Below are 14549 nucleotides of genomic sequence, written 5' to 3'. Positions count from 1 at the left end.
TATACGAAGCGGCGCAGTCATACAAAAACCAATCCAAGGCCTTCTGAATCTTCCTCCGGTCTCCCACATGGCCCGGTAACAGATAGTCGCGATCTATCAGCCATTGCACCATCGGCTTATCCACTTGCACCGGAATTGATCGGATACCCATGAGCCTGCGTTCACGCCATCGGCGCGTCCTGTCGCGGCTTGTCTGGCGAAACTTGGTAGCAGGTGGCGATCCTTGGTCATCGCCTTGTTGACGCCGTGTCGGCGTCGTCCCTGTGACGTGAAGATCCGGGGTCTTCGCCTCAATGGAGTGCTCATCGTTCATCGCACCAACTCCCAAAGTGGGAGGCTATGAGGCAGAGGCTTACGCCCATATCGCTGGCGGTGCCCATGGGCCATCATAATCGCATGATCGTTGTGTAATTCCACAACACTGCGCCGCCGGGCTCCGCAGAGCATCGGGCACAGCCCCCAGGCTCCTATCCGCTCATAGGGTGCAGCAGGATCAAGCCCGAACAATTCCGGGGCCGTCCATCCGAGATCAGCGGCCTTGTGCCCCCAGGCCTCTAAAAAGCCGATTGAGGCGGCCTGCAAATCCCCCCACCACTCGGCAGTGATTCCGCGCGGGGGCAAGGTGCGCCGAAGGGCCTCGATGCGGTCGCGCCAAACTATCGGCTCCGGTTTCGCGTCAAAGTGACGCGAAACCTGCTCGGGTTCTTCTTGCGCCAGCCGCTCGGCTTCCTGCCGGGGTAGCTCCCCGCAGAATTCCATGATTGCGGCCCGCTCCTCTCGGTCGCCGACATTCTCATAGGCCGTGCCATTAGTGCCATTAGTGCCGATAGCTAAACCATCAGGTGCAGCAAAGGGGGCGGCGGTCACTTCTGATTGACCTAACTGCGCTATTGGCACTAATGGCACGGGGGGAGTGGTTTCCAGCCTTGCGGCCATGTCGGACCATCTACCCATCGGAATGCACCCTCGGATTCACCGTATAATCCGATGATTGCCGCCCCGGAGTGTCCCCCGCCCGGCTTCCAGCTTCGAACAACCAATAGGCATCTTCCAGAACGCTAATTGCCTCTCTCACGTCTTCGGAAGTTTTGAGGCCCGGCACTCGCCATTCACGGCGGATAACCCTGGCGTTCACCGTCTGGATTTTCTCTTTGCGAATTCGTCTGGCGATATAGGAGGCTGCGCGCTCGGCTGGCGAAAGGCTCGCTTCGCCGTACACCCTCCGGGCCATCGGGCGTGCATACTCTTCAATGAAGTCGCAGGCATGGCCGACAGCATCGGCGGATATTTCAGAGGGGGATTCATCATCCCCAGCCGCCCAATTCATCAGCGACGAAACCAGCGCCAGCCGCAGGACGTAGCTGCCGAACTTCCCGACGTGAGAGCCATACAGCCCAACGGCATCGCTATCCTGGTCATAGGCGGCACCCTGCCACCGATAGAGGATATCCGCAGCGGCATCGGTAATGGAGAGAACGATGGGCGTTTTCCGCCCCTCTTCATCGGTCGCCAGATCCAGGCTAAGCAGTCTGCGGAAGGCCCTTAGAACGGGCTCGTTATCAACTTCGCCAGTCGGGGCCGTTGGGCGGATCGTGTGCGGCATGGTAAGCAGGAATCGGCTGGACAGCCCATCATCATCGCCGGTCATCAGGAGTGTATTCACCCGGTCAGGCTGTATGCCTCCGGTAATACTGACCGCCAAGTTTTCGATGATTACAGGCTCCGGCTTACTTGCCCGGTCAATCGTGTAGGACCGCCCGCCAAAGGCCTCAATCCACAAGGCCCGATCACTGCCGCCGCCGCTCTTATAGCGGTCGAATGACGACAGGAAACCGGATAACTCATCCCTCACACACAGCAGGCCACGGCGGTTTGCGCTGAGTAACTGCGTCAGTGCCTCCGGTGTCGTGTCGTTCGCGATAATGCGGGGCCGGGCCGGTTTGTCGGGCTCTACGGCAGTAGGGGGCATAAGAGGCGGCGGGGTTTCGTTCTTCGTCGCCGTCTTCACCTCGGCCTGCCAAGATTCTTTCTTGGCCTTCGCCCATTCCCTATCAGTTTCCCACTGGCGCACAACTTCGCTGTAGTCCGCCGACAAGTCCCGTTCGACTTCGGAGAGGGGTGACTTCGCTATATCGACGGCGGGTGACTTCCGGCTGCTTGGCCCGCCGATGATCCCCGACCAGATAACGCAAGGCTCATCCCACTTTCCGCGCGCCTTGATCCGTCTGGCATTGCCAACCAGTGAGGCGGCACAAGACAACAGGGGGTAGGCAACATAATCAATTGGAACGCTCACGCATTCGGCTCGTGAAGTAATCCAGTCCTTCCAGAAGGGATTGAACATATCCAGGGGAAGCGCCGGTGGGGGAAGCCTGCCCCCGTCCAGTACCGCCATATCGGGCAGGCTGAGAGCGGGCTCAAAGCTCACGATTTTTCCATCATCCATTAGGCCGCACTCCCCAAAAGAACGTCGTTGAAGTCAGTCTTTGGAGTAGTTGGCATATGGATTTTCACTTTCTTTCCTTGCGCCAACCAGCCATCGGCGGCCTTCTGCGCGGCCTCTAGGCCTGGGTTGAATTCGGTGCCGTCTGGCTTTTTGCTTTGGTCGTGGTCGCAGTAGATATCTACCCGCCTGACCTCATCAGGCAGGACTAGGCCGCGAATGCCGGAAGTGGACAATCCCGCCCATGTTGGCATCTCGAAACGCTGCTGAACGGATAAGCCGGTTTCGATGCCCTCGCAGACCGCCAGATGGTCGACAACCTGGGCAAGGCGAACCGCCCCGCCCGTACAGGGGCCGATCATCATCTTGGATTGCGTCACCGGGGCCTGCGTCCAACCTTCCCGGCCACCGGCCAGGAATGTGCGGTGCAGGCCGACAACATCGCGGGAAGGCGAAACGGCCACCGCCGCCAGCATCGCGGGAAGGTAAGCCCCGGTAGGGCCATGTTTCAGGCTGGGGGTGAATCGCAAAGTCTCTGGGAAGGGTCCACGCAATCCGCGCTCTCTCAGATACCGCTCTGCCGGGGTGTCCGCGATAGGCTGCCCCTGCCGCCAGATTTTGCGGGCGTAGTCTATCCTGCCCCGCTTCTCGGCTTCGGCCTGTTCGCGAATCTTGCGAAGGTCTGCCAAGCTTGGCGGGTGGTAATCCCGTTTCCGGCCCGCCAGCAAACCGCGTGAAATTGAAACGTCCAGAATGTCTCTGAAGGTACAATTCCTGAAGCAGGTCAGTAAAAGCCTGCCGTCGTCGGCCTCACAAATAGAGAGACTTTCGCCGCTGCCTTCGCAGACCGGGCACTGCGCCCGGCCGCGCCTGCCTGCCCAGTGCCCGCCAAGGCCTTTGGTGAGGGTTTCGGCTTCATGCCGCATGGTCGGGGCCCTCCTCGTCGCTGTCAGGCTCCCAAATGTCGGTAATCATGCCGTAGCGGGTGAAGAAGATTTCCCCACCTATGCCAGCGGTGCCCCAGATGATCGCCCGCTCGGTATCGTTGCAGCAGAGCCACACCATGGCCCGCTGCTCTGGGGTGAGACGTGACCACCGCTGTCGGTCGCCGCCAAAGGTGACGGCCTGAATGGTGCAGTCAACATCCGCAGATGAAAGGAGGCGGCTTGCCCTGGCTATAAAGCTACTGACGAATTCGTGGGGGCGGGTGAAGGCTACCCGCAACACTTCAGCCGCCCGGACGATGGCGGCGGCCTGCGCCGGTTCCCAGGCCACAAATCGCCCGCCATATGGTTCCAGGCCAAGCGCCTGAAGGTCCGGTAAGAAGACGGGCAATTCGCCGACACCCCGAGGGCGTCGGCGCTCGGTTGTCAGGAACGGAAGGAAGTCGATAATCTCCGCGCTCATTGGTCTTCACCCTCCGCATCCAAGGCATCGATGAAGGTTTCGAGCCAATCCTTGACGCTGGCATATAGCTCCCCCACGTCGTTGCGCTCGTCCACCGGGATATGCTTGGCGTACTTGCCGGGGTCGTTGGCGGAACAGAAGCCAGCGAAGCCCAGGACAATGCGGAACGGCTGGGAAACACCAGCGCCACCCTGTTGGGGAGGGTCAAAGTCATGGTCGATTCCATGGGTAGCTATCTGGTCGCGAAACCACTGTTGCGCATCGGGCGGGGCGTCGGCCCAAGCCGCCTTCATCTCATCAGCCCACTTGTCGTAGCCGTCATCGGGGCCCACGGGTGGTGAAGCCTCGGCAGCGTCGGACTTGTCGGGGGCCTGGGTCTTCGGCGGAGGTGCCGGTCTGGGTTTCGGTTCAGCCAACAGCCGGTTGACCTGCCGCTTGGACATGCCGGTTTTTTCAGCAGTATCGGCGGCGAAGCCCTTCTGGTGCTGGGGGGCCGCGCGTCGACCATCAGCGAGGCTGGTGGGACATGGCGTCCCACCTGTCTCTGCCTGCTGCTGTTCCCAAAGCTCCTTCCGGCGCTTCAGGTGCTCCCGCTTTTGGTCGGTGGTTAAATCTTGGCGGGCTAGGTTCTCGTCGACCTCCCACAACGCGGCTTCAAGCGGATCGTCACCGTCTTGAACTAGACATTCAATATAGCCCCAGCCGAGCCGCCGGGCGGCCTCTAGGCGGTGCGCACCGGCCACCAGCACGGGCACCTTGACGTAATGTTCTCCATCGATCTCCATTTCGTCGACGTAGCGGACCGAGGGCGGGGTTTTCAGGCCCAAATCCTCAATGGACTTCACCAGCACCTTGACCGCGGCCTCGTCAATCGGGCGGCGTTCTCCGATCACCTGAATGTGTGAGACATTCAGACATTCGATTTTCGTCTTCATGCCCCCTCTCCCAACGCTATGCGGGGCTCGATACCGAAGACGGCCAGCCGTTCCGCAGCCAGCGCCAGAGCTTCAAGCCTGTCGGCGTCACCGGGACTGGTGAGGGCGACGGCCAGGAAGTTCCGGCAATGCTGGATGGCCTTTTGCTGCTCGGGCGGAAGGTGCCTTACGCGGGGTGCGGAAGCCCTGAGGGCAACCACTCCGGGGCCTGCTTCGCGGAGGATGGGATATCGCCGTCGACCATCGGGCCGTCGCTCGGGGAGCCGGTAGATATTTACGTCGTCGGATCTTGTCATGCTGCTGTCCTTTTTTCGGGACGCAGCTACTTGTTCTTGAACCCTCGCTGAATTCTGCGTATATCTTGGAGGCCAACTCCGCATACGCAAAAATCAGATAGCGCCTTCGACCAAGCAGCCGCTCGGTTGGGGGCGTTTTCTATTCAGCGCCCTGTTCTGCTACACGTCGGATTGACGTCATGGTGATGAAGGTGCGACTGCCGATCTTCCGAACTTCAAGCGCACCCCTGTTGGTCAACCGCCATACTGAGGTATCGCTGATACCGCCAAGCAATTGCCGGGTCTGGGGGATAGACGCCAGAAGGGGCTCGCCGTGTTCAGCGGTCGCCTGGGGGCCGTCCTCGATGCTCTGGGTAGCTTCCATCTTTCTTTCCCTCTCTCGGCACCGCCTGGAAAGGCCGTGCACCGTTGCGGTAGGGATAGAAAAACAGAGGAAAAATTCGCGGCAAAATTACGCAAATTCCGCCGCTGACGATTGCGGCGGAATTAAACCGGCGGAGTTTTTTGGCTTGTTGTGCTGGGTCGCCCCACCCTGTCCTTGGTGGCCTTCCCTTCCACGTTCTTGGCCCCCCTTACCAGCCGCCTAGGGGCACCGGGGAATTTCGCCTTCAGGGCAGCCCAGTCGTCGTCTTCAGTGGTTTTGATGCCGTGGGACACCAAGAAGGGATAAAGGCCCTCCTTCAGCCACCGGGAGGCCTTGGCCTCACTATAACGGGGGGCGGAGTCTGCGGATTGATCAGCAGGTGTTGTGGCTTCACTCCACTCGGATGCGGGTAGGTCATGGGCGGCGGGCGGCGTGGCCGACTTGGAAGGGCCAAGCCAGCGAGCCAGACCAATCCACGATACGTCGACTTCGGTTATCTCATACTCGACCCACCTACCGCACTTCCTAAGCGTGCTGCGCCGCCAGTCCGCCTTAGCGTCATCCCAGGCGATGGCCTTCAACTCGGTTTTCGTGTCGTGACCATGCCATTCCTTGGAGCGGCCCCGCGTTCTTATTTGGCGGTCGCGAAAGGCCCGCTCCAGCGCCTCGGCACCGCCTTCCGCCTCTATGCCCTGGCTATCCAGAAATTCCAGAACCTCGGGCAGGGTGAGCCAGTCCGGTGGCGGTAAGGTGATCTTGCCGTCTGTCATGCTCCGCACCCTCCTATAGGCGCTCCTAGTTTTGGTGTGACGGCAACCCGGCTAGGATTTCCAGGCTTTCGGGAGCTACCCTAGCCGCCACGTCTCAAGGTTACTTCGCCCGCCTGATCGGTGTCACGTTGCCAGCGGCCCGGCGCTCGCTGAAACAGAAGGTTTCCCAGGCGGTCATCAATTCCCGCCGCCGGTCGAACAGGTCGCCGCGCTGATAAGCTGCTTCGGTTTTGTCCCTGACAGCATGGGCCAGGGCCTTCTCAGCCAGACGGGCGGGGTAGCTGGTCGATTCCTCGCACCAGTCACGGAAAGAGCTTCTAAAGCCGTGTGGAGTGCAGCTAAGCCCGGCCCGCCGTAGAATCTGAGTCAGGGTCATATCGGACATTGGATTGCCTTCTGTGCGCCCTTCGAACACCAGGGCGCTGGCTTTCTTCGTCCTTCGTAACTCCTGCATCCTCTCTAGAATGGCAACGGCCCGGTCGCACAGCGGGACACGATGTAACCGCCGCCCCTTCATGCGCTTGGCGGGGATAGTCCAAGTCTTTTCCTTCAGATCGATTTCAGACCATCGCACCCCCCGGCTTTCGCCGGAACGGCAGGCGGTAAGGATTGTGAATTCAAGGCATAGCCGGGTTGTCTCTGTCGCGGACAGATCCTCCAAGCCTGCAAAGAAGCCCGGAACGTCAGCCCAAGGCATCGCCTCGAAGTGCTTCTCTTCTTCGGGCCGTTCCGGCTGCTTGGGCAATCCTGCCTTGATCGACCTGAGAGGCGTTTCGATCTCCCGCCAGCCCTTGGAATGCCCGTAGTCCAGCACCTTACAGATACGCTGTAGGACGCGGCGGGCCGTCTCGGGCACCGTCAGCCAGATATCGGACACCACGTCCCGAACGTCTGGGCCGGTGATTTCGTTTATCGGGGTGTCGCCAAGCTTGGGGAAGGCATAGGCTTCAAGCGATGAAAGCCACTGCGCCCGGTGCTTGTCGTTCTTCCAGGCCTTCGTATGCTCGATATGGACAGCCTCAGCGGCGACGCGGAATGTCGGTGCGGGCTTTTTCTTCCGCTCCGCTACGGGGTTCTCTCCCCGCTTGAAAGCCTTTCGCATATCGGTTGCCAAGTCCCTGGCCTCCGACAGCGTGACGTCAGCCGCAGAGCCCAGACCGATATCCCGGCGCTTCCCCTTCACCTGAATTCGCAGAATCCATTTCCGCGCCTTGGCACTGGAAACCACCAGCATAAGCCCCTGGCCGTCGATATGACTGCCCGGCTTGGCGTGTTCCACTTTCTTGGCTGTCAGCTTCCCCACAGGATACCCCTTTGTGCCCGGCCCCACACTTGGCCCCACAAAAAATGTGGGGCTTGGGGAAAGGCTATGCAATACCCTGAAATGAAAGAAGGGGGTTTTCTTCAGGAATTCTGCGCCCTGTGGAGGGTTCGGAAAGGCCCTGAAATGCCTGTTATGAAGACACCCTCTCCGCCACAGGCTTTTCGCAAGGCGAAAAGCCGCCGACATCCAGCCGAGATCGCTGAGCGGCAGTCGTTTCGAAGAAATGACGAGAGCGTCTAGAGTTCGGACTTTCTCTCAGCAGGCCCGCCATTTTTCCTTTTTTCAGAATTACTTCTGGTCTTCCAGCAGCCGCCTGGCCGTGTCCCAGGGGCCGTAGTTGCGCGGGTGTGTGGTGTGAATGCCCCTCCTCAGGAGCTTTCTCTGCGGTTCAAAGTGGTTCTCGGAGGTAAAGGGGCCGCAAAAAAGCTCCGGCGTGGCAAGGTCTTCTCTCACGAAGAAGGCGTTGACCCCGGAAATCGAACAGCCGACCAGCAGATAGCCGCGCTCTTTGAGGAGATGTTCGTAGGCCTTCAGGGACGCCCCGAAGTAGTCCGTGCCATCCCATCTGTGTGCGGCGTTGTAGGCAATCACCCAATCGATCGTCGGACCTTTGCGGGCATTGTATTCGACAACGATCACACGCGGGTTTATGCAGCTGATTTCCTTCAGGACATGAAAGTCGTTGCCGTCGATGTCGACGGAGAGGAGATCAATTTCACCCTCGAAATACTCACCGATCAGACCGTTGATGTTGTGCGGATCAAGAAGCGCCAGCCTGATGTGGAGTCTATCCTGCGCAACGACATCGGCGAACTGCCGCTCTGCGCTGGCTATTTGTGACTCGTTGGCATCCATCCAAAGGCCGCGCCAGCCGTCCAGGATCAGCGCATGGGTGTTGTTTTCCAGCCCATTGCCGCAGCCGAATTCGACGAAGGTTCTCGGGCCGACACCGATGCGCTTGAAGATTTCGGCCAGGATACCGTCTTCGTCGGCCTGGGAGTAGAGAGCATAGCCAAAGGCGTTGAGCCGCTTTGTGTCACTGAATTTGTCCGACTCGATCAACGACCTGTACTCGCTGCGCAGGACTGACCACAGCAGGATCTCCTGGTCCCTGCGCAGTCGATAAAGATCCCTTTGCCCATCCTTGATGGCCCAAACGAGTTGACGCAGTTTCTGGAGCATCGGGATTGCCTCTGAAAGTAAGACCCAAGGCAGCGCTTGCCGCCCGGCCCGCCGACCGGCAGGGTTGTTTCATAGGCTCAGAAAAGGCGTGACAGTTGTGTGGGAAATCCAATATCACCCAGCCCGCGTTTGTTCTGCCACCGCCGGACAGAGGCCTCTAGCTAGCGGGGCAGGGCTTCGGCACCGCCCCTTATCCGCTCGGCATGGTGGCAGGCGACGAGGCGGTCCGAAAGCACTGAGCGCAGCGCCGGGGCCTGCGTGCAGGCGGTATCGGCGTAGGGGCAGCGTGGGGCGAAGTGGCAGCCCGGCGGCGGCGATAGAGGCGAAGGGATCTCGCCGCTGATCGGCTCGAAGCGCACCAGTGCGTCGTCTTCCAGCACCAGCTTCGGCACCGATGCCAGAAGTGCCGCCGTATAGGGGTGCGCCGGGTCGTCGAAAACCGCTGCGGTCTCTCCTTCCTCCACGATACGGCCGAGATACATCACCGCCATCCGGTCGCTGACATGACGCACCACCGAGAGATCATGACTGATGAACAGGCAGGTCAGGTCCAGGTCCCGGCGCAGATCCAGAAAGAGATTGATGACCTGGGCCTGGATCGACACGTCGAGAGAGGCAACCGGCTCGTCGCAGATCAGCAGGTCAGGTTGCATGGCAAGCGCCCGGGCGATGGCGATCCGCTGGCGCTGTCCGCCGGAGAACTGGTGCGGATAGCGTTCGGCGAAATCAGGGTCCAGTCCCACCCGCGCGAACCATTCGGCGACATAAGCCTTCGCCTTGTCGTGCTCCACCAGGCCGTGGCTGATGGGTCCCTCGGCAACGGCCTTGCCGACCTTCATGCGGGGGTCGAGCGAGGCGAAGGGGTCCTGAAACACCGTCTGAATCCGCGTCGTGGCCTTGCTGCCGTTCTGCATCACCGGCGCGCCGTCCAGCAGGACCGTTCCCTTGGTGGTCTGCAGGATGCCGGCGACGACACGGCCGAGGGTCGACTTCCCGCAGCCGGACTCGCCGACCACGCCGAGCGTACGCCCTTTCTCCAAGGACAGGGTAACGTCGTCCACGGCCCTGACCGGGCGCATGTCGACCGATGCGCCCAGCCTGGCGGCGATGCGGCCGCCCAGGGTGGGGGTCGGACGGAATTCCCGCGACACCCGGTCGATCTGCAGGAAGGTCGTCATGCCCCTGCCCCGGCGAGGTTCAGGGGGTGGTGGCAGCGCCACATCCGCTCTGCGTTTTGCTCTCTGGGCGGTTCCGCCTGACAGGCCGGATCGGCGTGCGGACAGCGCGGTGCGAAGGCACAGCCCGGCGGCAGCGACAGGAGGGAGGGGGTGGTGCCGGGAATTTGAACCAGGGCAGCGCCCGGCCGTGCCGTGGCCGGCAGCGAGGCGATCAGCCCTTTGGTATAGGGATGCCTGGGATCGCGCAGCACGCGGGCCACCGGACCTTCCTCCACAACCCGGCCCGCGTACATGACCAGCAGGCGGCTGGCGAGGCTCGATACCGTTGCCAGATCGTGGCTGATCCAGATCATCGCCGTGCCGGTCTGCTTTGCCAGCGCCCGCATCTCGTAGAGGATCTGCGATTGGATCGACACATCGAGCGCGGTGGTCGGCTCGTCCGCCACCACGACCGCCGGGTCGTGCAGCAGGGCGATGGCGATGGCCACGCGCTGGCGCATGCCGCCGGAGAACTGATGCGGATAGGCGTTCAGCCGGGCGGCCGGTTCGGGCAGGCCGACCTTCTGCAGCATCTCGACACAGCGGGCCTCCATCGCCTCGGCCGAAAGCCGGCGATGCGCTTCCAGCGCCATGAACATCTGCTGCCGGATGGTAAGTAGCGGGTTCAGGGTCGCGATCGGGTCCTGAAAGACCATGGCGATCTCGCGCCCGCGCCGGCGTCTCAATTCCTTCCCGGAGAGGCCGACCAGTTCCGTCCCGTTCAGGCGAATGCTGCCGCCGACGATGCGGCCGGGCTGATCCACCAGTCCCAGCAGCGAAAAGCCGGTGACGCTCTTGCCGGAACCTGATTCGCCGACCAGGCCGATGATCTCCCCCGGGTGCAGGGTGAAGCTGACGCCGTCCACCGCCTTCACCACGCCGTCGCGGGTGTCGAAGTGGGTGCAGAGATCGCGCACCTCGAGAACGGCGGTCATTTGCGCAGTCTCGGATTGAACTGGTCGCGGATCTGGTCGCCGACGAGGTTGATGGCAATGATCAGGATGATCAGGGCCACGCCGGGATAGACCGAAATCCAATAGCGCCCGCTCATCATGTAGGGAAAACCATTGGAAATAAGCATGCCCAGGCTCGGTTCGGTCACCGGCAGGCCAAGACCGAGAAAGCTGAGTGTCGCCTCCAGCGAAATCGCATAGGCGATCTGAACCGTCGCCACCACGATCAACGGCGGCAGGCAGTTCGGCAGCAGATGGCGCAGCACGACCTGGGCGCTGCTCAGCGGTGTCGCCAGCGCCGCTTCGATGTATTCCTTATGGCGTTCCCCTCTGGCCGCGCCATAGGCGGTGCGGGCGAAGTAGGCATACTGGGCCGCGACCAGTGCCGCGATCAACTGGCCCTTGCCCTGCCCCAGCAAGGCGACCAGGATCAGCGCCAGCAGGATGGGCGGAAAGGAAAGCTGCAGGTCGATTACCCGCATCAGCGCCGCTTCGATGCGTCCGCCCTTGTAGGCGGCGAAGATGCCGACGGAGGTTCCCAGAACCAGGCCCACGGCGCCGGCCGTCAGGCCGATCATGATCGAAATCCTGAGGCCGTAGAGAATCGCCGACAGCAGGTCGCGTCCCTGGGGGTCTGTCCCAAGAAGATGCGTATAGCCGCCGGAGCCGACGAAACCCGGGGGGCGGCGGGCGTCCAGGAAGGAAAGGTGCTCCAGGTCGTAAGGGTCCTGAGGCACGATAAAGGGGGCCAGGAGCGCCAGCAGGGCCATGAGGATGGCCACCGCCAGCGCGATGACGGCAATGCGGTTCTCGCAGTACTCGCTCCAGAAACGGCGTAACGGCGACTGCACGGGCGACTGCAGGGTGGACATCAGGCCCCCCTCGTGCGGATGCGCGGGTCGATCAGGGCGTAGACCACATCGACCGTCAGATTGATGAGCACGAAGAGCAGGGCGATCAGGATCAGATAGGCGACCATGACGGGCCGGTCGAGCACCGTGATGCTGTCGATGATCAGCTTGCCGACCCCGGGCCAGGAGAAAATCGTTTCCGTCACCACCGCGAAGGCCAGGGTCGATCCCAGCTCCAGCCCGAAGACGGTGACGATCGGAATGGAGATCAGCTTCAGGACATGGCGGCGCAGAATGCGGCCTTCTGAAATGCCGGCCGCGCGCGCGAACTTGATGGTGTCGGTCAACATGATCTCGCGGGTCCCGGCACGCGCCAGCCGGATCATCATCGCCAGCTTGAAAAAGGCGAGGTTCAGGGCCGGCAGCAGAATATGCGACAGACCGTCAAGGGTCAGGAAACTCCATTCCACGCCCAGGACCGTTACCACCTGGCCGCGGCTGCCGGCGGGCAGCCAGCCCAGGTTGACCGCGAAGGTCAGGATGAGAATCAGTCCGACCCAGAAAGAGGGAACGGAGAAACCGAGCACCGAGACCGCCATGATGGTTTTCGATATCCAGCTGTCGGGGCGATAGCCGGCATAGATGCCCAGGCCGACCCCCAGCACGGTGGCTGAGACGATGGAAATGAGCACCAGTTCCAGGGTCGCCGGCAAGCGCCCGGCAATCAGTTCCAGAACCGGCACGTTGTAGATGAAGGACCGCCCGAAATCGCCCTGGACGAGGTTCGCGACGAAGATGAAGTACTGCTCCCAGAGCGGCAGGTCCAGGCCGAGGCGGCGAATGACCTCGGCGCGGATTTCCTGCGTCGCGTCCGGCGGAATGATGATCTCAACGGGGTTGCCGATGGCATAGACGCCGACAAAGACAATGACCGACATGACGGCCATCACCACGCTTGCCTGAAGGATACGCTGGATGATGAAACCGAGCATGACGGCCCTAACCTAAGGCGGGGAAAGCAAGAGCCGGGGCCAGAGGCCCCGGCTCCGGTCTCACCTCTGGCCGCTCAGCTCTTCGGCTTGATGAAGAACGCCAGGGTATCCTCATCGAAACGCGGTGCAAAGGTCACACTGTTGGCCTTGGTGGCCCAAACCGTCTGCAGCTGGACCACCGGGATGTAGACCCGGTCGGCCATGGTTTCGACCATCGCCTGCTCATAGAGCTTGCGGCGGGGGTCGGCCTCCAGGGTCTTGGCCCCGGCCTGCATCAGTTCGTCGACCTTGTCGTTCTTGTATTCGACGCGGTTGAAGGCGCCCATCTTCACGTCCGGGTCGTTGGAATGGGCGAGGGAACCGAGCGTGTAGGAGGCTTCACCCGTCAGGGTACCCCAGCCATTCATGAACACCGAGTACTCGAGACGGGCCTGCGCCGGAAAGTAGACCGTCTTTGAAATGGCATTCACGTTGGTCTTGATGCCGATCTGGGTGAACATCTGCCCCAGGCCCTGACAGATCGAGCCGTCGCCCGGCAGGCGGTCCGAAGTGCAGTAGAGATCGATCTGGAAGCCGTCCGGATAGCCGGCCTCGGCCAGCAAGGCTTTGGCGCGCTCCACGTTGTGCTCGCGCGCCGGAATGTCTTCGCTGGAGCCGAAGAAGCCCGGCGGCATCATCTGGTTGGCCGGCTTGCCGAGACCTTCGAGAACGATGTCGACCATGGTCCCGCGGTCGATGGCCAGATCGAAGGCTTCACGCACCTTGGGGTCGCGCAGCGGGTTCTTATCCAGCTTGGCGCCGTCCTTGGCGCGGACCAGCGGGGTCTCTGCGCGCTGATCCAGCTGCAGGTTCATGATGTAGACGCTGTCGCCGACCGTGGCATCGATGGCCGGATCGCGCTGCAGGGCCTGATAGTCGATGGAGGAGACATAGTTGATGACATCGACCTGACCGGCCTTCAAAGCCGCCAGCCGGGAACTGTCGTTCGGGATCTCCTTGCGGATGACTTTTTCCCAGGCGCCCTTGCCGCGCCAGTAAGCGTCGAAGCGCTCCAGGACCAGGTCCCCTTTGGGTTCCCAGCTCACCAGTTTGTAAGGCCCGGTGCCGACCGCTGCCGGGCCGCCGTTGAAGCCTTCCGCCGCGGTCTCCGGCGTGGAGTAGTCCTTGGCCGCGTCCGAGCTGACAATGAAGAGACGCACGAAGTCGTAGGGCAGGGTCGCCGCCGGTCCGTTGGTCTTGATGTGGATGGTGAGGGGATCGATGATCTCGACCGTGGCCACGCGGCGCACATAGATGGTCGTCGTTGTCGGGCCGCTGACCACCGGAATGCGCTCGATGGAGAACTTCACGTCCTCGGCGTCGAAAGCCGAGCCGTCGTGGAAGGTCACGCCTTCGCGGAGTTTGAACTCCCAGGTCGTGTCGTCCAACGGCTTCCAGCTTGTCGCCAGACCGGGCTCGATCTGCAGATCGTCGCCGGACCACACGAGCGTGTCGTAGATGTGCTTGGCAGCCTCGGCATGGCTGCCCAGGGCGGAAAAGTGCGGGTCCAATGACTCCGGGCCACCCCGCACGCCGACGGTCAGCGTCTGGGACGAGGCAGCCCCCGCCGACAGCACCACACCCAGGGCGACAGCCGCGGATGCGAACAGTTGTCTCGTGTTCATCGTATCCCCCTCTCCCAGTTTTTGTAGAAACACCAACATAGTTCCTTATGGAACTTGTATAGCCAACGATGTTATGGAATATTCCATGTGTCAAGTTCTATGTGGAACTATATTACCGGTGACAAGATTGCCCATGACCAGTGAGAGCAGG

At 61.6% G+C, this 14549-nt stretch carries 14 protein-coding genes; all 14 read right to left on the bottom strand.

What is annotated here, in order from left to right:
* Positions 1-309: 309 nt before the first annotated feature.
* Entirely contained in the window at positions 310-936 is a 627-nt protein-coding gene (locus tag HBA54_RS04810) for a hypothetical protein (RefSeq protein ID WP_167221947.1), read from the bottom strand.
* 10 nt (positions 937-946) lie between these two features.
* On the bottom strand, positions 947-2446 hold the full coding sequence (locus HBA54_RS04805; protein ID WP_167221945.1) for a YfjI family protein: 1500 nt from the start codon (positions 2444-2446) through the stop codon (positions 947-949).
* The gene (locus HBA54_RS04800) at positions 2446-3369 is read right to left on the bottom strand and encodes a DUF7146 domain-containing protein (protein WP_167221943.1); all 924 of its coding nucleotides are present in this window, start codon (positions 3367-3369) and stop codon (positions 2446-2448) included. Before HBA54_RS04800 ends, HBA54_RS04805 begins: the two co-directional genes overlap by 1 nt.
* Positions 3359-3850 carry a hypothetical protein gene (locus tag HBA54_RS04795; protein ID WP_167221941.1) on the bottom strand — a complete coding sequence of 164 codons (492 nt, stop codon included), beginning with the start codon at positions 3848-3850 and terminating at the stop codon, positions 3359-3361. Before HBA54_RS04795 ends, HBA54_RS04800 begins: the two co-directional genes overlap by 11 nt.
* The gene (locus HBA54_RS04790; protein WP_167221939.1) at positions 3847-4785 is read right to left on the bottom strand and encodes a ParB N-terminal domain-containing protein; all 939 of its coding nucleotides are present in this window, start codon (positions 4783-4785) and stop codon (positions 3847-3849) included. The genes HBA54_RS04795 and HBA54_RS04790 overlap by 4 nt, the downstream gene beginning before the upstream one ends.
* Positions 4786-5220: 435 nt before the next feature.
* Positions 5221-5445: a helix-turn-helix domain-containing protein gene (locus HBA54_RS04785; RefSeq protein ID WP_205944420.1), complete on the bottom strand. Its 225-nt coding sequence runs from the start codon at positions 5443-5445 to the stop codon at positions 5221-5223.
* A 122-nt stretch (positions 5446-5567) separates the two neighbouring features.
* Positions 5568-6215, bottom strand: a complete 648-nt coding sequence (locus HBA54_RS04780; RefSeq protein ID WP_167221937.1) for a hypothetical protein — start codon at positions 6213-6215, stop codon at positions 5568-5570.
* Positions 6216-6315: 100 nt separating this feature from the next.
* Entirely contained in the window at positions 6316-7518 is a 1203-nt protein-coding gene (locus HBA54_RS04775; protein WP_322095976.1) for a tyrosine-type recombinase/integrase, read from the bottom strand.
* Between the two features lie 309 nt (positions 7519-7827).
* Positions 7828-8721 carry an FkbM family methyltransferase gene (locus tag HBA54_RS04770; RefSeq protein WP_167221933.1) on the bottom strand — a complete coding sequence of 298 codons (894 nt, stop codon included), beginning with the start codon at positions 8719-8721 and terminating at the stop codon, positions 7828-7830.
* 161 nt (positions 8722-8882) lie between these two features.
* Complete coding sequence (locus HBA54_RS04765) at positions 8883-9899, bottom strand: ABC transporter ATP-binding protein (protein ID WP_167221931.1); 1017 nt, start codon at positions 9897-9899, stop codon at positions 8883-8885.
* Entirely contained in the window at positions 9896-10873 is a 978-nt protein-coding gene (locus HBA54_RS04760; RefSeq protein ID WP_167221929.1) for an ABC transporter ATP-binding protein, read from the bottom strand. The genes HBA54_RS04765 and HBA54_RS04760 overlap by 4 nt, the downstream gene beginning before the upstream one ends.
* A complete protein-coding gene (locus HBA54_RS04755; RefSeq protein WP_167221927.1) occupies positions 10870-11763 on the bottom strand; it encodes an ABC transporter permease in 894 nt (297 codons plus the stop codon). Before HBA54_RS04755 ends, HBA54_RS04760 begins: the two co-directional genes overlap by 4 nt.
* Positions 11763-12734 (bottom strand): ABC transporter permease, encoded by a 972-nt coding sequence (locus HBA54_RS04750; protein WP_167221925.1) that lies wholly within the window; start codon positions 12732-12734, stop codon positions 11763-11765. Before HBA54_RS04750 ends, HBA54_RS04755 begins: the two co-directional genes overlap by 1 nt.
* A gap of 74 nt (positions 12735-12808) precedes the next feature.
* Complete coding sequence (locus tag HBA54_RS04745) at positions 12809-14398, bottom strand: ABC transporter substrate-binding protein (RefSeq protein WP_167221923.1); 1590 nt, start codon at positions 14396-14398, stop codon at positions 12809-12811.
* Positions 14399-14549 lie beyond the last annotated feature (151 nt).

The sequence above is a fragment of the Pelagibius litoralis genome, from assembly GCF_011683915.1.
In the GTDB taxonomy this organism is placed as follows: domain Bacteria; phylum Pseudomonadota; class Alphaproteobacteria; order Kiloniellales; family Kiloniellaceae; genus Pelagibius; species Pelagibius litoralis.
This window is presented reverse-complemented; position numbering and strand designations above follow the sequence as displayed.